Annotated in this window: 23 protein-coding genes; 9 read left to right on the top strand and 14 right to left on the bottom strand. The window is 64.3% G+C overall.

Going from position 1 to position 22,019, the window contains the following annotated elements:
- Window positions 1–26: 26 nt before the first annotated feature.
- Complete coding sequence (gene phoB, locus AC2CGW_RS23845; RefSeq protein ID WP_003253341.1) at window positions 27–716, bottom strand: phosphate regulon transcriptional regulator PhoB; 690 nt, start codon at window positions 714–716, stop codon at window positions 27–29.
- A 171-nt stretch (window positions 717–887) separates the two neighbouring features.
- Here phoB and AC2CGW_RS23840 point away from each other — a divergent pair, with 171 nt between their 5' ends.
- The gene (locus tag AC2CGW_RS23840) at window positions 888–1,259 is read left to right on the top strand and encodes a COG4315 family predicted lipoprotein (RefSeq protein ID WP_186710929.1); all 372 of its coding nucleotides are present in this window, start codon (window positions 888–890) and stop codon (window positions 1,257–1,259) included.
- Window positions 1,260–1,304: 45 nt separating this feature from the next.
- Here AC2CGW_RS23840 and ubiA read toward each other — a convergent pair whose 3' ends face one another.
- Complete coding sequence (gene ubiA / locus AC2CGW_RS23835) at window positions 1,305–2,195, bottom strand: 4-hydroxybenzoate octaprenyltransferase (RefSeq protein WP_186670083.1); 891 nt, start codon at window positions 2,193–2,195, stop codon at window positions 1,305–1,307.
- Complete coding sequence (locus AC2CGW_RS23830; protein WP_484574703.1) at window positions 2,195–2,752, bottom strand: chorismate--pyruvate lyase family protein; 558 nt, start codon at window positions 2,750–2,752, stop codon at window positions 2,195–2,197. The genes ubiA and AC2CGW_RS23830 overlap by 1 nt, the downstream gene beginning before the upstream one ends.
- A gap of 166 nt (window positions 2,753–2,918) precedes the next feature.
- On the opposite strand from AC2CGW_RS23830, the gene AC2CGW_RS23825 reads away from it, so the two are divergent.
- From AC2CGW_RS23825 to AC2CGW_RS23810, 4 genes are all read left to right on the top strand, one after another.
- Window positions 2,919–3,086, top strand: coding sequence for a rubredoxin (locus tag AC2CGW_RS23825; RefSeq protein WP_011536423.1), 168 nt, complete (start codon window positions 2,919–2,921; stop codon window positions 3,084–3,086).
- A 30-nt stretch (window positions 3,087–3,116) separates the two neighbouring features.
- Window positions 3,117–4,265 (top strand): NAD(P)/FAD-dependent oxidoreductase, encoded by a 1,149-nt coding sequence (locus AC2CGW_RS23820; protein WP_484574702.1) that lies wholly within the window; start codon window positions 3,117–3,119, stop codon window positions 4,263–4,265.
- A gap of 187 nt (window positions 4,266–4,452) precedes the next feature.
- Window positions 4,453–4,752 (top strand): HU family DNA-binding protein, encoded by a 300-nt coding sequence (locus AC2CGW_RS23815; RefSeq protein WP_016394014.1) that lies wholly within the window; start codon window positions 4,453–4,455, stop codon window positions 4,750–4,752.
- A 152-nt stretch (window positions 4,753–4,904) separates the two neighbouring features.
- Window positions 4,905–5,282 carry a helicase gene (locus AC2CGW_RS23810; protein WP_484574701.1) on the top strand — a complete coding sequence of 126 codons (378 nt, stop codon included), beginning with the start codon at window positions 4,905–4,907 and terminating at the stop codon, window positions 5,280–5,282.
- 39 nt (window positions 5,283–5,321) lie between these two features.
- Here AC2CGW_RS23810 and AC2CGW_RS23805 read toward each other — a convergent pair whose 3' ends face one another.
- The 6 genes from AC2CGW_RS23805 to exbB all read right to left on the bottom strand — a co-directional run bounded on the left by AC2CGW_RS23805 (window position 5,322) and on the right by exbB (window position 12,034).
- Window positions 5,322–6,725 carry an aminoacyl-tRNA deacylase and HDOD domain-containing protein gene (locus AC2CGW_RS23805; protein ID WP_186670075.1) on the bottom strand — a complete coding sequence of 468 codons (1,404 nt, stop codon included), beginning with the start codon at window positions 6,723–6,725 and terminating at the stop codon, window positions 5,322–5,324.
- Between the two features lie 80 nt (window positions 6,726–6,805).
- A complete protein-coding gene (gene recG / locus AC2CGW_RS23800; protein WP_186670073.1) occupies window positions 6,806–8,884 on the bottom strand; it encodes an ATP-dependent DNA helicase RecG in 2,079 nt (692 codons plus the stop codon).
- A gap of 4 nt (window positions 8,885–8,888) precedes the next feature.
- Window positions 8,889–9,815: a hydrogen peroxide-inducible genes activator gene (locus AC2CGW_RS23795; RefSeq protein WP_054894878.1), complete on the bottom strand. Its 927-nt coding sequence runs from the start codon at window positions 9,813–9,815 to the stop codon at window positions 8,889–8,891.
- Window positions 9,816–9,908: 93 nt separating this feature from the next.
- A complete protein-coding gene (locus tag AC2CGW_RS23790) occupies window positions 9,909–10,643 on the bottom strand; it encodes an energy transducer TonB (RefSeq protein WP_484574700.1) in 735 nt (244 codons plus the stop codon).
- Window positions 10,640–11,068 (bottom strand): TonB system transport protein ExbD, encoded by a 429-nt coding sequence (gene exbD, locus AC2CGW_RS23785; RefSeq protein WP_186670069.1) that lies wholly within the window; start codon window positions 11,066–11,068, stop codon window positions 10,640–10,642. Before exbD ends, AC2CGW_RS23790 begins: the two co-directional genes overlap by 4 nt.
- A gap of 3 nt (window positions 11,069–11,071) precedes the next feature.
- Window positions 11,072–12,034, bottom strand: coding sequence for a tonB-system energizer ExbB (exbB, locus tag AC2CGW_RS23780; RefSeq protein WP_484574699.1), 963 nt, complete (start codon window positions 12,032–12,034; stop codon window positions 11,072–11,074).
- A gap of 192 nt (window positions 12,035–12,226) precedes the next feature.
- Between exbB and AC2CGW_RS23775 the strand changes: the two genes are divergently transcribed.
- A complete protein-coding gene (locus AC2CGW_RS23775) occupies window positions 12,227–13,078 on the top strand; it encodes an SDR family oxidoreductase (RefSeq protein WP_288377721.1) in 852 nt (283 codons plus the stop codon).
- A gap of 192 nt (window positions 13,079–13,270) precedes the next feature.
- Here the strand turns inward: AC2CGW_RS23775 and AC2CGW_RS23770 are convergent, their stop codons facing one another.
- From AC2CGW_RS23770 to AC2CGW_RS23750, 5 genes are all read right to left on the bottom strand, one after another.
- Window positions 13,271–14,002, bottom strand: a complete 732-nt coding sequence (locus AC2CGW_RS23770) for a hypothetical protein (protein ID WP_411383501.1) — start codon at window positions 14,000–14,002, stop codon at window positions 13,271–13,273.
- A gap of 54 nt (window positions 14,003–14,056) precedes the next feature.
- A complete protein-coding gene (locus AC2CGW_RS23765; protein ID WP_029612280.1) occupies window positions 14,057–14,437 on the bottom strand; it encodes a RidA family protein in 381 nt (126 codons plus the stop codon).
- A gap of 23 nt (window positions 14,438–14,460) precedes the next feature.
- Entirely contained in the window at window positions 14,461–16,569 is a 2,109-nt protein-coding gene (gene spoT, locus AC2CGW_RS23760) for a bifunctional GTP diphosphokinase/guanosine-3',5'-bis pyrophosphate 3'-pyrophosphohydrolase (protein WP_186670062.1), read from the bottom strand.
- Window positions 16,570–16,628: 59 nt separating this feature from the next.
- Entirely contained in the window at window positions 16,629–16,892 is a 264-nt protein-coding gene (gene rpoZ, locus AC2CGW_RS23755; RefSeq protein WP_003253383.1) for a DNA-directed RNA polymerase subunit omega, read from the bottom strand.
- A gap of 216 nt (window positions 16,893–17,108) precedes the next feature.
- Window positions 17,109–17,981: a LysR family transcriptional regulator gene (locus AC2CGW_RS23750; protein ID WP_186670061.1), complete on the bottom strand. Its 873-nt coding sequence runs from the start codon at window positions 17,979–17,981 to the stop codon at window positions 17,109–17,111.
- Between the two features lie 209 nt (window positions 17,982–18,190).
- Between AC2CGW_RS23750 and AC2CGW_RS23745 the strand changes: the two genes are divergently transcribed.
- The 3 genes from AC2CGW_RS23745 to AC2CGW_RS23735 all read left to right on the top strand — a co-directional run bounded on the left by AC2CGW_RS23745 (window position 18,191) and on the right by AC2CGW_RS23735 (window position 22,013).
- Complete coding sequence (locus AC2CGW_RS23745; protein ID WP_186710926.1) at window positions 18,191–19,573, top strand: glutamine synthetase family protein; 1,383 nt, start codon at window positions 18,191–18,193, stop codon at window positions 19,571–19,573.
- 4 nt (window positions 19,574–19,577) lie between these two features.
- A complete protein-coding gene (locus AC2CGW_RS23740; RefSeq protein WP_186710925.1) occupies window positions 19,578–20,351 on the top strand; it encodes a gamma-glutamyl-gamma-aminobutyrate hydrolase family protein in 774 nt (257 codons plus the stop codon).
- A gap of 114 nt (window positions 20,352–20,465) precedes the next feature.
- Window positions 20,466–22,013, top strand: coding sequence for an APC family permease (locus tag AC2CGW_RS23735; RefSeq protein ID WP_411383500.1), 1,548 nt, complete (start codon window positions 20,466–20,468; stop codon window positions 22,011–22,013).
- Window positions 22,014–22,019: the final 6 nt, after the last annotated feature.

Here is a 22,019-nt window from a genome sequence, read left to right as displayed (position 1 = left end):
GGCTTGCAGCGAAGCGTGCGGGCGTGTCAGCTCTTGGTCGAGAAACGGTAGCCGGTGCCGCGGACGGTTTGTACCAGATTTTCGTAGGCCTCACCCAGTGCCTTGCGCAGACGACGGATGTGCACGTCGACGGTGCGCTCCTCGACATAGACGTTGCCGCCCCAGACCTGGTCGAGCAGCTGGCCACGGGTGTAGGCGCGCTCCTGGTGGGTCATGAAGAACTGCAGCAGGCGGTACTCGGTCGGGCCCATCTCGGCGGGTTTGCCGTCGATGGTCACGCGGTGGCTGATCGGGTCGAGCAGCAGGCCGCCGACTTCGATCGGTGCCTCGCTGTCGCTCGGGCCGGTGCGGCGCAGCACGGCCTTGAGGCGGGCCACCAGCTCGCGGGGCGAGAACGGCTTGGTGATGTAGTCGTCGGCGCCGACTTCCAGGCCCTGGATCTTGTTGTCCTCTTCGCCCTTGGCGGTGAGCATGATGATCGGGATGTCCCCGGTCAGCTCGTCGCGCTTGAGGCGGCGTGCCAGTTCGATGCCGGAGGTGCCGGGCAGCATCCAGTCCAGCAGGATCAGGTCCGGCTTGCGGTCGACGATGATGGCGTGGGCCTGCTGGGAGTTCTCTGCCTCGAGGCAGTCGTAGCCGGCCATTTCCAATGCAACGGCGATCATCTCGCGAATAGGCGCTTCGTCGTCGACGATCAGAATGTTCCTGCCAACCATGCTCAAAACTCTCCCATCTATGGTGTCTTGGCCCGCATTAGATAACGGAATTATTGCAGCTGTGTGACAAGGCGTTGGCCGTTCTGGCGACATTGCGTGACTGGGCTAGGCTTCACAGGGCCGCTGCGGCGGTGTTCTCCCTCCTTCCCCCCCGACACGATGGTGATTCCAATGACACGACATACGCTGAGCTGGATGGCCCTTTTCGCTGCGCTGGCATTGCCGGGGGTGGCGTCGGCGCACCATGCGATGGAGAAGGACGGCATGTGGGTCGACCATGCCGGCATGACCCTGTACACCTTCGACAAGGATGCCGGAGGCAAGTCGATGTGCAACGGTGAATGCGCAACCAACTGGCCGCCGCTGCTGGTCAAGGCCGAGGATGAAGCTGCCAAGGACAAGTGGACGGTGATCGAGCGGGACGATGGCAAGAAGCAGTGGGCTTACGACGGCAAGCCGCTGTACACCTTCATCAAGGACAAGAAAGCCGGAGACAAGACCGGTGATGGCGTGAAGGACGTCTGGCATATCGCCAAACCCTGAAGCGTGCGCGGACTCTGAAGGAGCGGCGAAGCGCCGCTCCTGCCCTCAGCGCAGCGCGTAGTCCAGCACCACGCCGATGAAGATCAACAGACCCGCCCAGTGATTGTGCAGGAACGCCTTGAAGCAGGCATCGCGATCCAGCGTACGGGTCGACCAGAACTCCCAGGCGAAGCAGGCCAGGGCGCCCAGCAGCCCCAGGTGGAACCAGCCCCCCAGTTCGAAGCGATTGCCGGCCAGCAACAGGCAGCCGAGCGACAGCACCTGCAAGGTCAGGATGATCACCCGATCGGCCTCGCCGAACAGGATCGCCGTGGATTTCACGCCGATCTTCAGGTCGTCGTCGCGATCGACCATCGCATAGTAGGTGTCGAAGGCTACCGTCCACAGCAGGTTGGCGATGTACAGCAGCCAGGCCGCTGCTGGCAGCTCACCTCCCGCGGCCGTGAAGGCCATGGGAATGCCCCATGAATAGGCGGCACCCAGCACCACCTGCGGGTAGTAGGTGTAGCGCTTCATGAACGGGTAGCAGAACGCCAGGGCAACGCCGCCAAACGAAAGCCACACGGTGCTGGCGTTGGTGCACAGCACCAGCAGGAAACTTATTCCGGTCAGCACCACGAACAGCATCACCGCCTCGCGCGGCTTTACCCGGCCGCTGGCCAGGGGGCGGTCGGCGGTACGCTTGACGTGGCCATCGACCTTGCGGTCGGCGAAGTCATTGATCGCGCAGCCCGCCGCGCGCATCAACGCTACTCCGAGGCCGAAGATCAGCACGTTGGCCAGGGTTGGTGCACCCTTGGCAGCGATCCACACCGCCGCCAGCGTGGGCCACAGCAACAGGTAGATGCCGATGGGGCGATCCAGGCGGCTGAGCTGGACGAAGTCCCAGGCCCTGGGGTGCAGGCGGTTGAGCGACTTGAGCAGGTGCAGGTACATCAGGGCGATACCTCATTGTCCGCCTGCCACATCGCGGGCAGGAATACCTCGGCGACCAGCAGGTCCAGGCCATCGCGCTCGAAGCGCGAACGGCGGCCCCAGAGGTTGGCGCTGGCCACTTCCGTCGGCAACCACGCCTGTGGGTACGTGCACACCTCGATGGGATGGCGAATGAACGCCTGGTCGCAGAACAGCAGTTCGCCGAGCGAGCGGCTGCCCAGGGTTTCCAGGTCGAGGCCGCCGCGCTCCAAGGCCTCGCGGCTGGCGACGCTGCGGGCAAATACCCAGGGCCGGTCATGGCCACGCAGATAGACTTCACGCACCCAGCCCTGCGCGCCTGGCGCAAGATCCAGGGCAAGGCATTCGTCGTCACGCAGTGGCTGCCAGCCTTCGAACAGCGGCGTCACGCAGAAGTGGTCGTGGGAGAGGCGGGTCAGGCGACGAGTCAGGGAGCCTTCGTCGAACAGCCAGTCGAGGGTGCGCTGGTCGAGGTCGCTCGCCAGCTGTGGATACGCCAGCCACGCGACAGCGGCTGCTTGCGGGGATTCGTACGACACGTCGGTATGCTTGTTACATCCAGAGAGGCGGCGAGCTTAGCATGATTGCCGGGTTTGCTTGCATACTGCCGGCCGGGCCAGTACAAAGCCCGTCATGAATTGCGCGGTGAGTCCTTCGCGGCAAAGGGCCATCAGCAGCAACACAACGCCTGACCGAGGAACCCTGATGAAGAAGTGGCAATGCATTGTCTGTGGGCTGATCTACGACGAAGCCGAGGGCTGGCCGGACGACGGGATCGCTCCGGGCACCCGTTGGGAAGACGTGCCGGAAGACTGGCTGTGCCCCGACTGCGGTGTAGGCAAGAGCGACTTCGAAATGATCGCCATCGGCTGATCGACGACCCCCTGCAAGAGGAAGCACGACATGACGTCCCCCGTGGTGATCATCGGCACAGGCCTTGCGGGCTACAACCTGGCCCGGGAGTTTCGCAAGCTCGACGCTGACACGCCGCTGTTGCTGATCACTGCCGACGACGGTCGCTCTTATTCCAAGCCCATGCTTTCCACCGGCTTTGCCAAGCACAAGGACGCCGACGGCCTGTGCATGGCCGAGCCGGGAGCCATGGCCGAGCAGCTCAAGGCCGAGATTCGTACTCATACCCGCATCAGCGGCATCGATCCTGGCCACAAGCGCCTGTGGATCGGCGAGGAGGCGGTGCCCTACCGCGACCTGGTGCTGGCTTTGGGCGCGCAGACGTTACAGGTGCCGGTCGAGGGCGACGGCGCCGAGCTGGTTTTTCCGATCAACGACCTGGAAGACTACGCGCGCTTTCGTGCCGCCGCTGTCGGCAAGCGGCGCGTGCTGCTGCTCGGTGCCGGGCTGATCGGCTGCGAGTTTGCCAACGACCTCACGTTGGGTGGCTACCAGTGCGACGTGGTGGCGCCCTGTGAGCAGGTGATGCCGACCCTACTGCACCCCGCCGCCGCCAAGGCGGTGCAGGCAGGCCTGGAAGCCTTGGGTGTGCGTTTCCACCTGGGGCCGGTGCTGACTCGTCTGCAACGCTCGGGCGATGGCATGGAGGCTCACTTGTCCGATGGCCGAACGATTGCCTGCGACCTGGTGGTCTCGGCCGTCGGCCTGCGACCGCGTACAGACCTTGCCGCCGCTGCCGGGCTGCAGGTCAATCGTGGCGTGGTGGTGGATCGCCAGCTGCGCACCTCCCACGCCAACATCTTCGCCCTGGGCGACTGCGCCGAAGTGGAGGGCATCAACCTGCTCTACGTCATGCCGCTGATGGCCTGCGCCCGCGCGCTGGCGCAGACGCTGGCCGGCAACACCACGGCTGTGAGCTACGGTCCGATGCCTGTCACGGTAAAGACGCCCGCGTGTCCGCTGGTGGTTTCGCCACCCCCGATGGGCCGGGAGGGCACCTGGCAGGTCGAAGGGCAGGGCAGCGACCTGAAAGTGCTGTGCTACGGCGCTGATGGCCAATTGCTGGGTTATGCCCTAACGGGCTCGGCGGTGATGGAAAAGCTGGCGCTGAATCGGCAGCTTCCGCCGCTTATGGCCTGAATGCCGTTCGAACTGTCGCATTTGGCCTGTCCTTGGCGCGACAATGGCCGCCCAGACACTGGCGCGGCCTCGGTGAGCGTGCCATTCTCACTTCCGTCTGCCGCAGATTAGAGCCTGCGGCGCCTTGGGCGCTGCTTTCGCAGGTAGCACGGCATAACAACAAAAATCCCGTCAAAGAGGCTTCACTATGCGTAAACCAGAACTCGCCGCCGTCATCGCCGAAAAGGCCGATCTGACCAAGGAAAAGGCCAATCAGGTGCTGAACGCGATTCTCGACAGCATCACTGGCGCGCTCGACAAGGATACCGTCACCCTGGTCGGGTTCGGCACCTTCGAGAAGCGTCACCGCGGCGCGCGCACCGGCAAGAACCCACAGACCGGTCAACCGGTGAAGATCAAGGCCAGCAACACTGTTGCCTTCAAACCTGGCAAGAACCTGCGTGACAGCGTCAACGCTCCCGCCAAGCCAGCCAAGAAAGGCAAGTGATCGATTCCTGACACCCCAGTGTCATCCGAACGGGCGCCCCAGGGCGCCCGTTGTGCGTTCTGGCGTATGGAAACGATGTGGCGAGCTGGCGTAAAAAGTTTAAGAAAGGGATAAACTGCGAGCTTCAGTCATATTTCAATCGAGGCGCGTTGATGAAGTTTCGCTTTCTTCTCTGGGCCATGGGTCTGCTGATGGCCAGGGCCAGCCGCAACAACCCGGCTTTCCAGCAGCAACTGCGCGACAAGGACCTGGTGTTCCAGATGCAGACCTTGGACGGCAAGGTGGCCCGGCATTTCACGGTGAGTGGTGAGCGCATCAGCAGCAAGGGTGGCCTGCACCCACAGCCGGCCTTTGCCATTGCCTTCAAGGATGCCGCGTTCGGCTTTGCCACCCTGCAGGCTGGCAACAAGCAGTTGGCGTTCATGCAGGGGATTCAGGACAAGAACATCCAGATCAAGGGCAACCCGGCACTGGTGATCTGGTTCCAGGGGCTGATGAAGTACCTCAAACCTCGCAAGAATAAGGGCTGATTCGGCCTGTGCAGGAACGGGAAACCCCGCTCCTGCCAGTCAGTGCGGCGCCTGGAACTGCGATGCCAACTCGCGCAGCAACGCTTCGGCTTCCAGTACCTTGCTGACCACGTCCTCCGCCTTGTCGCGCGTCAGCCCCAGGCGTTCGAGCAGCGCATCCGGAATCTCTTCCTGCGGCCCTGAACCGATGCCCCGCGAACGCAGCAGCGACGTGGCCAGGCACACGAGGTTCGGGTAGGCCGAATACTCGCCTTCATAGCTTGGGTCATGCTGGAAGCGCAGCGCTGCAGACAGCTCGTCCGGCATGTCCCACAGTTTCATCAGCCAGGCGCCGATCTGCTCGCGGCTGATGCCCAGCAGGTGCTGCTCGACATAGCTGTGGTACAGGTGCGGGTTGACCTCAAGATGACGACAGATCAGCGAGAAATGCGGCGGGAACACGTGGGCCAGCAGCAGATAGCCGAAGTTGTGCAGCAGCCCCGCCAGGTAGGTGAGGCCGGCTTCGGGGCGTTCGGCGCGCGGCATGGCGCGGGTCAGGCCTTCGATCACTGCGGCCGTGTAGATCGACTGCTGCCAGTAAGGCGTGGCTTGTTGCGGGTGATCTTTCGGCAGGCTCAGGGTCTTGCCCAGGGCCAGGCCCAGCGCCAGGTTGATCACCAGGTCGAAGCCCAGCACGCGAACGATGGCATCTTCCACCGAGCGGATCTTGCCGGGTGACGCGTAGTAGGGCGAGGCAGCCCAACTGACTACCTGGGCGGCCAGTGCCGGGTCGGTTTCGACCACGCCGGTGATGTCGTCGACGCTGGCGTTGGGGTCGACGCGCAGCTTGATGATCTTCTGCGCGGTATCGGCCAGCGGTGGGATCTCGATGGTCTGCTCCAGGCGCTGCTGGATGCGTCGGGCAGTGAAGGCCTGGACCGCGTTGGAGATTTCCTTGGTGTCGTCGTGGGGGCGGTCGAGGTTGCGCTGGATACTTTCGACTTCAAGGCCAAAGCTGCCTGCAGTGGCCTTGCTCAGCATGCGCTTGAAATTGTCGCGGGCGATCTCGAGCAGCAGGCCCACCTCGCCGGACTGGATCAGCAGCGAGTCGGCGTCCAGCAGCCGCTCATCGTACAGGCACGGCGAGCTGGTCAGGGCCGGGATCGCCGGCAACGCCTTGAGCTGGTGCTTGTCGAGCATCTTCTTCAGACGCTCCAGCGGCACGGCCTTGAGTGTGCGACCGGTCAGCTCTTCCAGGCGCTTCAGGTCCAGCAGGTGGCTCTGGGGAAACAGCACCATGAGCGCGCCGACTTCGTCGTCCAGCAGAACGGCCTGGACGCGCGATTTCGCGGGCAGCCGCGGGTGTTCGGACACCTCGCGATAGACTACGCCGAGCTTGTCCAGCAGCAGTCGGATGACCGACGGAGCGTGCGGGGTTGCGGTGTCCAAGGCCACTTCAGTCATGGTCTGTTTCCAAAGGTGTCTTTTTAAACGCGAAGTATAACCATCCTGAGCCCCGAACTGGGGCACGAATGGGACCGGCGTCACACTTGGCCGTATTGTTGGCCGTGACGCAGCCACCGATCCAGCAGCGGGCTGACATGATCGGGCCAGCGTGCCAGCAATGCCTGTGCGGCGTCGCGTACCGCGGGCAGCAGGTCGGCGTCACGCATCAGGTCGGCGACCTTGAATTGCAGCAGGCCGGTCTGGCGGGTGCCGAGCATTTCGCCGGGGCCGCGCAGCTCGAGATCCTTCTCGGCGATGATGAAGCCATCGTTGGTCTCGCGCATGATCCCTAAGCGTTCGCGGCCGATCTGCGACAGTGGCGGGTGATAGAGCAGCACGCAATGGCTGACTGCGCTGCCCCGACCGACCCGGCCACGCAACTGGTGAAGCTGGGCCAGGCCCAGGCGCTCAGGGTTTTCGATGATCATCAGGCTGGCGTTGGGCACGTCCACCCCCACTTCGATCACCGTGGTGGCCACCAGCAGTTGCAGATGGCCGGCCTTGAATTCGGCCATCACTGCGGCTTTTTCCGCAGGTTTCATGCGCCCGTGGATCAGGCCCACACGCAGCTCGCCGAGCGCGCTGCCAAGCTCTTCGAAAGTACTCTCGGCGGCCTGGCAGGTCAGTTCTTCGGATTCTTCGATCAGGGTGCACACCCAGTAGGCCTGGCGCCCTTCGGCGCAGGCAGCGCGGACCCGCTCGACCACCTCGAAGCGGCGGCTGTCGGCCACCAGCACGGTATTGACCGGCGTTCGACCAGGCGGCAGCTCATCAAGAATGGAGGTGTCGAGATCGGCGTAGGCGCTCATGGCAAGGGTACGCGGGATGGGGGTGGCGGTCATTATCAACTGGTGCGGACACAGCGTGCCGTTCACGCCCTTCTTGCGCAGGGCCAGCCGTTGCTGCACGCCGAAACGGTGCTGTTCGTCGATGATCGCCAGGGCCAGGTGGCGAAACTTCACTTCTTCCTGGAACAGCGCATGGGTGCCGACCACCATGGGGGCGCCGCCGGCGATCTGCTCCAGCGCACTGGCGCGGGCCTTGCCCTTGAGCTTGCCGGCCAGCCAGGCGACTTCTATGCCCAAGGGTTCGAGCCAGCGCTTGAAGGTGATGTAGTGCTGTTCGGCGAGGATCTCGGTAGGCGCCATCAGCGCGACCTGGTAACCGGCCTCCAATGCCTGCAGCGCTGCCAGCGCAGCAACCACGGTCTTGCCGGCACCCACGTCACCTTGCACCAGGCGCATCATCGGTTCTGGCTGGCTGAGGTCGTAGGCGATCTCGTTGCCGACCCGCTGCTGGGCACCGGTGGGGCTGAATCCGAGGTTGGCCAGGTATTGTCCGGGCAGGCGGCTGGCCTTGGGCAGCACCGGGGCTCGCAGGGCGCGCAGGCTCTCACGCAGGCGCTGCTGGGAGAGCTGGTGCGTGAGCAGTTCCTCGAACGCGAGGCGGTGCTGGGCCCAGTGCTGGCCTTCGGCAAGCTCGTCGAGGTCGGCGTCGGCGGGTGGGTTGTGCAGATAGCGAATGGCGTCGTCCAGTGGCGCCAGGTGATAGTCGCGGGCCAGCTCATCCGGCAGCCAGTCGGGCAGGCTACGCGGGCCGAGCTTGCTCAGGCTGAGCTGGCAGAGCAGGCGCAGCCGCTGCTGGGTGAGGCCTTCGGTGGTCGGGTAGATCGGGGTGAGCGTCTGCTCGACCGGCGGTGGCGGCTCGTCGCCGTTGAGCGCGCGGTATTCCGGATGATAGATCTCAAGGCCAGAGGCGCCGGGGCGTGCTTCACCGTAGCAGCGTAGGTGGGTGCCACGCTTGAGGCCTTCTTTCTGCGCGTTGCTGAAGTGATAGAAGCGCAGGCTCAGCACGCCCGTGCCGTCGCCCAGGCGCACTACCAAGCTGCGGCGCTTGCCCATGGTCACGTCGGCACCGCTGACCACGCCTTCGATCACGGCATCCTGACCCGGACGCAGGGCGCCGATCGGTACGACGCGGGTGCGATCCTGATAACGCAGTGGCAGGTGGAATAGCAAGTCCTGCAGGCTTTCCAGGCCGACCTTGGCGAGCTTTTCCGCCATGGCCTCGCCGACGCCCTTGAGCTCTGTGACCGGGACCTTCGACAACTCCGTCATGGCATCAGGCCGGCTGTGGCGCAGGCGCCTTGGCGACCGAACAGAGGCGGATCGAGTCGGCGAGGATCTCGATGGCCTTTGGCCGTGGGAAGCTGGCGCGCCAGGCGATGGCCACGGTTCGGAACGGTGCAGGCGCTGTCAGTGGACGCACTTCGATGACGCCCGGGGCGTAGTGATGGCTGTGCACCGCCGACAACGGCAGGATCGAAACACCCAGGCCCGAGGCGACCATATGCCGGATGGTCTCCAGCGAGCTGGATTCGACCGTGGTGTGCTTCGAAGCATCGTTACCCTTGTTCAACGTCGGGCAGGCTTCGAGCACCTGGTCGCGGAAGCAGTGACCCTCGCCAAGCAGCAGCAGGCTCTTGTCGTTGAGCAAGGCGGTGTCGATGGTCTTCTTGGCGGTCCAGGGGTGGTCGGCCGGCATCAGCGCACAGAACGGCTCATCGTACAGCGGCAGCGTCAGCACGTCGGCCTCGTTGAACGGCAGCGCGATGATCACCGCGTCCAGTTCGCCGTTGCGCAGTTTCTCGCGCAGCACGTGGGTGAAGTTCTCTTCGATGTACAGCGGCATCTGCGGGGCGACCCGGTGCAGCTGTGGAATCAGGTGCGGGAACAGGTAGGGGCCGACGGTATAGATGGCGCCGACCTTCAGCGGTGCGGTGAGCTGGTTCTTGCCGGCCTGGGCCAGTTCGCGAATGCCCTGGGCCTGCTCGAGCACCTTCTGCGCCTGGGCGACGATGCTTTCGCCGACCGGTGTCAGGCGCACGGCGCTCTTGCTGCGTTCGAAGATCAGCACGCCCAGCTCGTCCTCAAGCTTCTTCACCCCGACCGACAGGGTCGGCTGGCTGACGTGGCAACGCTCGGCGGCGTGGCCGAAGTGCTGCTCCTGAGCGAGTGTGACGATGTAGCGGAGTTCAGTGAGGGTCATAACGTGCGTCCATGAAGTTGCGGCCCCAGCATAGCGGGTGCAATCGATAGACGCACGTTATCAGACTTGCGGTTTTGTGACAGATGCAATGTATCAGCGCTTGTCCAACGAGTAGACGAAGGGCGCCACTACCTCGATCGTGCCATTGTTCAACAACTCCGCAGGCGGCTTGGGTACCGTGCCGGCGCGGCGGATCATGTCCATCGTCGCGCGGTCCAGTGCAGCACTGCCTGAGCCTCCGGCCAATGAATACGACAGCACCTTGCCTTCGGCATCGACCACGAAGCGCAGTCGGTTGATCCCTTGCAGGCCACGGCGACGCGCGTCTTCCGGGTACCTCTTGTACTTCGCCAGGTGACGCAGCAGGTCGCTTTGCCACGTCGGCAGGGCGTTGCTGTTGGAGGCGATACTCGGCTGCGGCGCTGCCGATTTCTGCGGCGGCGCGTTGCTGGGCGCGGTATCGGCCACTTGTTCCTTGGCCGGTGGTTCGTCCTTCGGCGGCTCAGGCTTTTTCTCGGGCTTGGGCGGCTGGGGCTTGGCCTTCGGCTTGGGCGGCTTCGGGATCGCGATTTTCGGTTTCGGAGCCTCCACCAGCTTGGGCAGCGGTGGCTCTTCGACCGGCGCAGGCGGCTTTGGAGCCGCTTTCGGTGGTGGCGGTGGCGCGGGCTCTGGGATCGGCGCCAGCTCGACCATCATCGCTGCCGGCGGCAGCTCGATAGCCTGGGGCACCGACCAGTTGAGCGTCAGCACTACGGCGATCACGTGCACACCGAGCACGGCTGCGAGGCTGCCACCGTAGCGCACCAGGTTGGAGCGCTTGTTCGTCATTTCTTGGCTGCCGTCTCGAGTCCGACCAGACCGACCTTGAGGTAGCCGGCCGCGCGCATGGTGTTCATGACTTCCATCAGGTCGCCGTAGTCAACACCCTTGTCGGCCTGGAAGAAGATGGTGGTTTCCTTGTCGCCCTTGGTCTTGGCGTCGAGCATCGCGCCAAGCTGTTCGGGCAGGGGCACCGCGTCATCGCCGACGTACAGCTTCTTGTCGGCCTTGACGCTGACGAACACCGGTTTCTCGGGCCTCGGTGCGGGTTTTGCGGTCGAGGCCGGCAGGTCGACCTTGATGTCGACCGTCGCCAGTGGTGCGGCAACCATGAAGATGATCAGCAGTACCAGCATCACGTCGATGAACGGCGTGACGTTGATTTCGTGGTTCTCGGCGAGGTCGTCGCCACCTTCGTTGAGATGCAGGCCCATGGCTTACCCCACTTTCACCATGTGCGGGGCGGCGCGCTCGCCAGCCTGATGGTCCAGGTCACGGCTGACCAGCAGCAGGACCTGCGCCGAGGCGTCGGAGACCTGCGCCTTGTAGCCGGCGATGGAACGGGCGAAGACGTTGTAGATGACCACGGCCGGGATCGCGGCGACCAGGCCCAGGGCGGTGGCCAGCAGGGCTTCGGCGATGCCTGGGGCAACGACGGCGAGGTTGGTGGTCTGGGTCTTGGCGATGCCGATGAAGCTGTTCATGATGCCCCACACGGTGCCGAACAGGCCGACGAATGGCGCGGTGGAGCCGATGGTGGCGAGCACGCCGGTGCCGCTGCTCATGTTGCGACCGCTGGCGGCGACCAGACGCTCCAGGCGGAAGCTGACACGTTCCTTGATGCCTTCCTTCTCGCGGGCGTTGGCCGACAGGCGCATTTCCTCGAGGGCGTCGTGGACCAGGGTGTGGGCCAGGGTGCCTTCCTTTTGGGCGACGCTGCTGGCTTCTTTCAGGCTGGCGGACTTCTTCAGCAGGGCGATTTCACTGCGCAGGCGACGCTTGGCGCCCATCAGCTCGAAGCCCTTGGCGATCCAGATGGTCCAGGTGATGATGGAGGCGATGACCAGGCCGATCATCACCGCCTTCACGACGATATCGGCGTTCTTGTACATGCCCCATGGGGACAGGTCGTGGGCCATGCCCAGCGAGGTGTCCTCGACCAGCGCTTCGCCGTTCTCGTCTGCTGGCGCCTGGGCCTCGGCGGGCTCAGCGCCGTTGGCAGGTGCCTGGCCGGTGGCGGCCGGGTCAGCCGGAGCGACTGCAGCAGGAGGGGTGGCGCCGTTGGCGGCAGGCTCTTCAGCCATGGCGGCCGGGGCCAGCACCAGGCTGAACAGCAGCGCGGCGATGGCGCGCCAGGCGCGCGACGTGGTTGGCGAAGCGGAAGGTTGAGTACGAGTCATGCTGGCCGGACCTGATGAAGAAAAATAAGGTGGTGTTCTCCATGGCCTCGAGGCGGGCCGAGAACTGATCAGGGCGCCATTATTGCAAGTAATTCTTGTTAACAAAAGTAATAGAGTAACTTTTTTTACGCCTTGGATAGCCGCTGATCGTCTAATACGGCTAGCCTGGGCCTTTCGTTATGGAGTGAAGTGATGTCGGATCTGTCCGCGATGATCGTAGGTTGTGGTGATGTAGGCAGCCGCCTGGCCCGGCAACTGCTTGCCCGCGGCTGGCAGGTGCATGGGCTGCGCCGCACGGTGGGACAACTGCCTGCAGGCGTTCTGCCGGTGGCGGCCGATCTGTCCGACGCCAGTGTTCCTGCCGCCTGGCCCGAGCGTTCGCCGGACTACCTGGTGTATTGCGTGGCGGCCAGCCAGCACGATGAAGCCGGTTATCGGGCCGCCTATGTCGAGGGTTTGCGCAACGTACTGGCCTGGTTGGCGCACAAAGGGCAACGCCCGCGCCGCTTGCTGTTCGTGTCCAGCAGCAGTGTCTATGCGCAGCAGGACGGCGAGTGGGTCGAGGAAGGTGCGGCCACCGAGCCCGAGGGGTATTCGGGGCGGATCATGCTGGAGGCCGAACGCCTGGCGCTCGAGAGCGGGATTCCCGCCAGCGTGGTGCGCCTGACGGGTATCTATGGTCCCGGCCGCGAATGGCTGCTGAGCCAGGTGCGCCAGGGATACCGGGTGGTCGAGGAGCCACCGCTGTACGGCAATCGCATTCATGCCGAGGACGCGGCCGGGTTGCTGGCGTTCCTGCTGCAGGCTGACGCGGAAGGCGTGGAGCTGCAGGACTGCTACATCGGTGTCGACGACGATCCAGCCCCGCTGGCCGAGGTGGTGGCCTGGCTGCGTCAGTACATGGGCGTTACCGAGTGGTCGGACGAGCAGCGCGTGCGCCGCACCGGCAGCAAGCGCTGCAGCAATGCGCGGGCGCGGGCGCTGGGTTGGGCGCCGCAGTATGCGAGCTACAAGGAAGGCTACGCGGCGATCCTGAAAGGCTGAACCTGCACACCACCGCCCTTGAGGCTGGCCGGATACTTGTAGGAGCGGGCTCGCCCGCGAACACGGGCGCAGCCCGTGCCAGGCAACGCGGTGTCTCTTTCGCGGGCAAGTCGGGGCGCCGAACTGCCGTTCCTACAGAGGGATTGAGCTGGCTGTCAGATTTTCAACAAGCCAGCTGCTCCTGCAAGTGGATCAGTCGCGTTCAAGCACCCACTGCCGCGCGCCAGCCGCGAGCTCCGGCATTTCGTCGGGCTGCGCCCGGTTGACCGCGCGGAAAATCTCCAGCTTGTCGTCATCACGCTTGAACACCCACGGGGCGCCGCGTTGGTCACGCTCCAGCCAGAGGCTGTCGTTGTCGCCGCCCATGGACGCGCAATCTCCGGCCAGGCACAGGGCGTAACGGTCCAGATCGGGCAGGCCGGTCACGCCGCCGTCGTCGGCGAAGCGGACCTTGGCGCCCTGGCCCGGGCCTTCGACGATTTTCCATTCACCGCCCAGGTATGCCTTGTACAGCGCCTTCTCGAAGCTGCCGCCCAGTGGGGCGTCGGCCGGTGCCGGGGGCTTGCTGCGCACGAAGGTCTGTTTGGCGCCGGAGGTATCGGTCGTTTGCAATTCGTCGCCGTCGAGGCTCAATCGCTCGCTCTGGCCGCCTTCGAAATTGGCTTGCCATTGTTTGTCCGCCGCGACGAGGCTGCCCTCGGCGGCTTCGAAGCCATTGCTGTAGCGAGCTTGCTGGCTGGCGACGTCGATCTTCCATTCGAACACCGGGCCATGGCTGGAGAGCGCCTTGCGCAAGCTGTCGCCCTTGACGGCGGCGTCGATGGCATCCTGGTTGATCCAGGTGCCGTTGAAATCTTCAGGTTTGTGGCTGGCGCAGCCGCCCAGAAGCAGGGCTGCCAGCGCGAGAGGCAGGGCATGACGCATGGTGGTAACCTTCAGGAAGGGAAGGCGACAGGCCGGGCGCCTGCCGCCTGGGCATCACTCGATGACGAGGATGGCGTCCATCTCGACTTGCGAGCCCTTGGGCAGGGCAGCCACGCCGATCGCGGCGCGGGCCGGGTAGGGCTGCTCGAAGTAGCGGCCCATGACCTCATTGACCTTGGCGAAGTGGCTCAGGTCGGTGAGGAAGATGTTCAGCTTGACGATATCCTTGAACGAACCGCCAGCGGCCTCGGCAACAGCCTTGAGGTTTTCGAAGACTTGCACGGTCTGTGCCTCGAAGCCTTCAACCAGCTCCATGGTCTTGGGGTCCAACGGAATCTGGCCCGACATGTAGACGGTGTTGCCGGCCTTGATCGCCTGGGAGTAGGTGCCGATGGCGGCAGGGGCCTTGTCGCTGTTGATGACAGTCTTGGTCATGTTGACTCCTTGCGGTTGACGGACTACGCACGCGTTCGGGTGATGCGGACCACGCCGGTCAGGGTGCGCAGCTTCTTGATCACGCGAGCCAGGTGCACGCGGTCGCGCACGCTGACCACCAGTTGGACCACGCTGACGCGACCGTCGCGCTCATCCATGCTGATCTTCTCGATGTTGCCGTCGGCGGCGTTGACGCTGCTGGCCAGCAGGGCGATCAGGCCGCGCTGGTGCTCCAGCTCGACGCGCAGTTCGACGTTGAACTCGCCGGTGACGTCCTTGGCCCAGGAGAGCTGCAGGCACTTCTCCGGGTTGTGCCGGATTTCACTGATGTTGCGGCAGTCTTCCAGGTGGACGACCATGCCCTTGCCCGCCGACAGGTGGCCGACGATGGGGTCCCCCGGGATCGGCGTGCAGCACTTGGCGTAGCTGAGCACCAGGCCTTCTGTGCCGCGGATCGCCAGCGGGCCCTCGGGCGATGGCAGTTGCTCGCCTTCGGCCGACAGCAGGCGGCGTGCGACCACGTAGGCCATGCGGTTACCCAGGCCGATGTCTTCGAGCAGGTCTTCGACGAGCTCCAGACGGTATTCGGTGAGGATGGCCTGGACGCGCTCGTCGGCGATCTTGTCCAGGCTGCTGTCGAAGCCGGTCAGCACTTTGTTCAGCAGGCGTTCGCCGAGGCTGATGGATTCGGAGCGTCGCTGCTGCTTGAGCGCATGGCGAATGTGCGTGCGCGCCTTGCCGGTCACCACGAAGTTGAGCCAGGCCGGGTTCGGGCGTGCGCCCGGGGCGCTGACGATCTCGACCGTCGAGCCACTTTGCAGCGGCTCGGAGAGCGGTGCCAGGCGACGGTTGATGCGGCAGGCGATGCAGCTGTTGCCGACGTCGGTGTGCACCGCGTAGGCGAAGTCGACGGCCGTGGAGCCTTTGGGCAGCTCCATGATCCGGCCTTTGGGGGTGAAGACGTAGACCTCGTCCGGGAACAGGTCGATCTTCACGCTCTCGATGAACTCCAGCGAGTTGCCGGCCCGCTGCTGCAGCTCGAGGATGCCCTTGACCCATTGGCGGGCGCGGGCGTGGCTGCCCTTGGGCTGCTCTTCCTCGTTCGACTTGTACAGCCAGTGCGCCGCGATGCCGTTATTGGCCATCTCTTCCATTTCGCGGGTGCGGATCTGGATTTCGATGGGCACGCCGTGCATGCCGAACAGCGTGGTGTGCAACGACTGGTAGCCGTTGGCCTTGGGAATCGCGATGTAGTCCTTGAAGCGCCCCGGCAGTGGCTTGTACAGGTTGTGCACGGCACCCAGCACGCGGTAGCAGGTGTCGACCTTGTCTACGATGATGCGGAAGGCGTACACGTCCATGATTTCGTTGAAGGCGCGGCGCTTGCCGCGCATCTTCTTGTAGATGCCATAGAGGTGTTTCTGTCGGCCGCTGACCTCGCCCTCGATGCCATCCGCGGCCAGGCAGTTGGCCAGCGAGGTCTCGATCTTGGCGACGATTTCCTTGCGGTTGCCGCGCGCGCTCTTCACCGCTCGGTGAATGAGCGAGGAGCGCATGGGGTGCATGGCCTTGAAGCCCAGGTCCTCGAACTCAACGCGCACGGTGTGCATGCCCAGGCGGTTGGCGATGGGGGCGTAGATCTCGAGGGTTTCCTTGGCGATGCGCCGGCGCTTTTCGCCGGACAGCACTTCCAGGGTGCGCATGTTGTGCAGGCGGTCGGCCAGCTTGACCAGGATCACGCGGATATCGCGGGCCATGGCCATGGCCATCTTCTGGAAGTTCTCGGCTTGCGCCTCGGCCTTGGTCTCGAAGTTCATCTGGGTCAGCTTGCTGACCCCGTCGACCAGCTCGGCGACGGTTTCGCCGAACTGCTGGCTGAGAGCTTCCTTGGCGATGCCGGTGTCTTCGATCACGTCGTGCAGCATGGCGGCCATCAGGCTCTGATGGTCCATGTGCATATCGGCGAGAATGCTGGCGACCGCCAGCGGATGGGTCACGTAGGGCTCGCCACTGCGGCGGCGCTGGCCATCGTGTGCCTGCTCGGCATAGAAATAGGCCCGGCGCACCAGATTGACCTGGTCGGGGCCCAGATAGGTCGACAGCCGCTCGGCGAGGGCTTCTATACCCGGCATGGTTTCACCTCTTGCAGAGGAAGAGGATCGTGTGCCGCGCGACGTCGACCGGGCATGAATCAGACGGCCTCGTTGTTCTCGTCCTCGAACGCAGCGAACACCGGATCCTCGGTGACGATCTCTTCGGCGGCGATGAATTCATTGGTCACGATGCCTTCGGCGATTTCGCGCAGGGCGACGACGGTTGGCTTGTCGTTTTCCCACGCCACGCGTGGCTCTTTGCCGCCGGTGGCCAGTTGGCGGGCGCGCTTGGTCGAGAGCATGACCAGCTCGAAGCGGTTATCCACGTGTTCCAGGCAGTCTTCAACAGTTACGCGGGCCATGGTCTTCCTCAGTAGCAGATGCGATTAGCGTGCAGCCCAGAATGGGCAGGCGGACTCGATAGTTTAAAAAATCACCAGCCAATAGGGAAGGCCTGTTTTGTCTGGTGATCCGTGTCAGCTGCTCGTGGGAGCGGGCTTGCCCGCGAAAGGGCCGTAACAGACGGCCTCTCACTTGAATCTGACGATAACGCTTCCCGCCCCGCGAACACAACAGCTTCACAACATCGCGTCACGCAATCGCGGGGTCAGCTCCTCGAACAGCGTCTGCACCGAGCGCAGCGCGCGGCAATCGGGGCGGGTCAGCAGCCACAACTGGGTGTCGCAGCCTGGCAGCGCGCCGCTCAAGGCCTCAACGCCGGGCAGGGTATCGACCATATAGTCGGCCAGTGCCGCCACCCCCATGCCGGTGCTGACCAACTGAGCAATGGTCGACATGCCACTGCACTGGTAACGCGGGATCAGGTCGGGGTGCTGCTGGTTGCGCCAGACCACCGTGGGGTGGTCCTGCATGGCGTCGTCCGGGGCGATCCACGGCACGCTGTTTGGCGACTCGGCCAGGCGCTCGCGAAACTCCGGGCGGCCGCAGATCACGTAGGACGTTGAGCCCAGGCAGCGTCCGACCAGATGCTCCGGCGGTGTGTTGGTCAGGCGCAGGGCGATGTCGGCGTCGCGGCGGCTGAGGTTGGCGAAGGTGTTGGAGGTGCCCATCTCCAGCGACAGCGCGGGGTAGTTGGGCATGAACTCGGCCAGCGCGGGGAGCAACAGGCTGTGCAGCACGGCTTCGGTGCAGGTCAGGCGCACCGTGCCGCTGACCACCTGCTCGCCGCTGGTCAGGGCGATGCGCGCGGCGTCCAGCGCCTGCTCGGCACGCTCTGCCTGTTCGGCGAGGGCCTGCGCGGTGTCGGTCGGCAGGTAGCCCTTGCGGCTCTTGACGAACAGCGCAGTGCCCAGCGCCGACTCCAGCCGCCGGATCGAGCGGAATACCGTTGAAACATCGACCTTAAGGAGCTCGGCGGCCTTGGCCAGTGAGCGACCACGTTCCAGCGCCAGGACCAGGGCGAGGTCCGCGTGATTGATCTGATATTGCATTTGTGCACGCTCTGCTTGCCGATTTGCCAATGTCTGTTGCACTGGAGCCCACTTTATAGTGGAACGGCCCCCGGGAATCAATGCGCCCGGCGAGCGACAGAATTCCCCCACGATGGGGCAGTGAAAAGAACAACAGCAGCAACCATCGTCGCCCTCGAGGCGCCAGCCGTATCCCCACATCGCCGCTCCGAATCAAAGGATGTACAGCCATGACGTCGGTCTCCCCGTGCGCCCGTTCTTCCCGCGAGATGAATGAATTCCTGGAAGCCCACCCGGACACGCAGTACGTCGATCTGTTGATCTCCGACATGAACGGCGTGGTGCGCGGCAAGCGCATCGAGCGGGCCAGCCTGCACAAGGTCTACGAGAAGGGCATCAACCTGCCGGCTTCGCTGTTCGCCCTGGACATCAACGGCTCGACCGTCGAAAGCACGGGCCTTGGCCTGGACATCGGCGACGCCGACCGCATCTGCTACCCGATCCCCGGTTCGCTCTCCAATGAGCCCTGGCAGAAGCGCCCGACGGCCCAGTTGCTGATGACCATGCACGAAATCGAAGGCGAGCCGTTCTTCGCCGATCCACGCGAAGTGCTGCGCCAGGTGGTGAGCAAGTTCGATGCGCTGGGCCTGGAAATCTGCGCGGCGTTCGAGCTGGAGTTCTACCTGATCGACCAGGACAATCTGAACGGTCGACCGCAGCCGCCGCGTTCGCCGATCTCGGGCAAGCGCCCGCAGTCGACCCAGGTCTACCTGATCGATGACCTGGACGAGTACGCCGACTGCCTGCAGGACATGCTCGAAGCCGCCAAGGAGCAAGGCCTGCCGGCCGATGCGATCGTCAAGGAAAGTGCTCCGGCGCAGTTCGAGGTCAACCTGCACCATGTCGCCGACCCGCTCAAGGCCTGCGACTACGCGATCCTGCTCAAGCGCCTGATCAAGAACATCGCCTACGACCATGAGATGGACTCGACCTTCATGGCCAAGCCCTATCCGGGCCAGGCGGGTAACGGCCTGCATGTGCACATCTCGCTGCTGGACAAGAAAACCGGCAAGAACATCTTCGCCAACGATGACGCGCTGCAGAGCGAAACCCTGCGCCACGCCATTGGCGGTGTGCTGGAAACCATGCCGGCGTCGATGGCCTTCCTGTGCCCGAACATCAACTCTTACCGCCGCTTTGGCGCCCAGTTCTATGTGCCGAACGCACCGAGCTGGGGCCTGGACAACCGTACCGTGGCCCTGCGCGTGCCCACCGACAGCAGCGATAACCTGCGCATCGAGCACCGTGTCGCAGGGGCCGATGCCAACCCTTACCTGATGCTCGCCGCGATTCTCGCAGGCATCCACCACGGCCTGACCAACAAGGTCGAGCCCGGCGCGCCGATCGAGGGCAATTCGTACGAGCAGCTCGAGCAGAGCCTGCCGAACAACCTGCGTGACGCCTTGCGCGCGCTGGATGACAGCGAAGTCCTCAACCAATACATCAGCCCGGAATACATCGACATCTTCGTGGCCTGCAAGGAAAGCGAGCTGGCGGAGTTCGAAGTGTCGATCTCCGACCTCGAATACAACTGGTACCTGCACACGGTGTAAGCCCATGAGCGCAAACGCGGTTCCCTTGATCGGTGTCAGCGCCTGCCGCCAGCAGGTTGGGAAGAACTCGTCGCACACGGTGGGCGACAAGTATGTCGAGGCGGCAGGTTTTGCCGGGTTGCCGCTGATCCTGCCGGCGCGCGACACGGCCAGCGACCCGCAGGCGCTGCTGGCGCGCCTGAATGGCATTCTTTTTACCGGCTCGCCTTCAAATGTCGAGCCGCATCATTACAATGGCGCCCCCAGCGTGGACGGTACCCGGCACGACGTTGCGCGTGATCGCCTGACCCTGCCGTTGCTGCAGGCCGCCATTGCCGCCGGCGTGCCGGTGTTGTGCATCTGCCGTGGATTCCAGGAACTCAACGTGGCCTTGGGTGGCACTCTGCACCAGCGGGTGCAGGAACTGCCCGGCTACCTGGACCACCGCGAACCTGAGGACGCACCCCTGGAGGTGCAATACGGGCCTCGACACACGGTCGGCATTGCGCCGGGCGGATTGTTCGAGCGCCTGGGCCTGGCTGCGCAGTTCGAGGTCAACTCGCTGCATAGCCAGGGCATCGACCGTCTGGCCCCGGGCCTGCGTGTCGAGGCACGGGCCCCGGATGGCCTGATCGAAGCGGTGTCGATGACTGATGCGCCGGGCTTCGTGCTTGGCGTGCAATGGCACCCGGAGTGGCGTTTCGCCGAAAACCCGGTCTCCCTACGTCTGTTTCAGGCGTTTCGCGAGGCCTGCATTGCCCATGCTGCTCGGGAGGGTTCGCGCCAGAAGGCATTCTGACGTTACCCGAAGGTCTCGGATGACCCACCCCCTGCAGCAAGCTTTCAATGAGTGAAAGCGGGCCTTGTTCGCAAGGCCTGTGAAAACAATACCAATAGCAACGGCAAATAACTCATGAGCGAATACACAGAAGCCGGCCGCCCTCCCGATGTGGCGGCCGACGCGGGCAGCAACACCCAGCGTGCCAGCAAAGGCCTGGCCAAAGGTCGCCTGGGCCTGCTGGCCAGCGTGGTGCTGGGCATCTCCACCATTGCCCCGGTCTATACCCTGACCGGCGCCCTCGGCCCGACCGTACGCGAAGTCGGCGCCCATCTGCCGGCGGTCTTTATCGTCGGCTTCCTGCCGATGCTGCTGGTTGCCCTCGGCTACCGCGAGCTGAACGCCGCGGAGCCCGACAGCGGCACCTCTTTCACCTGGTCGGCACGTGCCTTCGGCCCGATGATCGGCTGGATCGGTGGCTGGGGGCTGGTCGTTGCCACCACCATCGTGCTGTCGAACCTGGCCGGTGTGGCGGTCGATTTCTTCTACCTGTTCATCGGACAGATCACGGGGCATCACGCGTATGCCGCGCTGGCGGACAACCTGCTGATCAACGTCACCACCTGTTGTGCGTTCATCGCCCTGGCGGTGTGGATCTGCTGTCGGGGCATGGGCACCACCATGACCGTGCAGTACGGCCTGGTCGCCCTGCAATTGCTGGTGTTGGTGGGCTTTGGTTTTGCGGCTTTCGGCGAGACCACTGCGCCGCCGCCGCTGGAGTTCGATTTCGCCTGGTTCAACCCCTTCGGTGTCGAATCGTTCTCGGCCTTCGCGGCCGGCCTGTCGCTGTCGATCTTCATCTTCTGGGGCTGGGACGTGTGCCTGACCGTCAGCGAAGAGTCCATCGGCAGCGACGAAGTGCCCGGCAAGGCGGCCACCTGGACGGTGCTGCTGATCCTGGGGCTGTACCTGTTCACCGCCATTGCCACCTTGCAATTCGCCGGTATCAGCGACAGCGGCCTGGGCCTGGGTAATCCGCGCATCCAGGAGAACGTCTTCGCCCACCTGGCCGGCCCGGTCATGGGGCCGCTGGCGATCCTGATGTCGATTGCGGTGTTGGCCAGCACCGCGGCATCGCTGCAGTCGACCTTCGTGTCTCCTGCGCGCACCCTGCTCGCCATGGGCTACTACGGTGCCGTGCCGCAGCGTTTCGCCAGCGTCTGCCCGCGTTCGCAGACGCCGCGCTACGCGACCATCTGTGCGGGCGTGGCGGCGGCCTTGTTCTACGTGACCATGCGCACCCTGAGCGAGAACGTGCTGGCAGATACCATCACCGCGCTGGGGATGATGATCTGCTTCTACTATTCGCTGACCGCGTTCGCCTGTGTCTGGTACTTCCGCGACAGCCTGTTCGACAGCCTGCGCCACTTCTTCATGCGCGGCCTGTGCCCGCTGGTGGGTGGGGTGATCCTGTCGGTGATCTTCGTGCGTACCGCGATCGACAGCGCTTCGCCCGACTTTGGCAGCGGCTCGCATGTAGGCGGGCTGGGGCTGGTATTCGTGATCGCGGCGATCATCTCGGTGCTGGGCATCGTGCTGATGATGCTGTCGCGGCTGCGCGCCCCGGCGTACTTCCTCGGGGCAACCTTGCAGCAGCAGGCGAAACTTCAGTTGCAGGAATAAGGCGTA

Source organism: Pseudomonas sp. SYWMCR5 (assembly GCF_057197165.1).
This window is presented reverse-complemented; position numbering and strand designations above follow the sequence as displayed.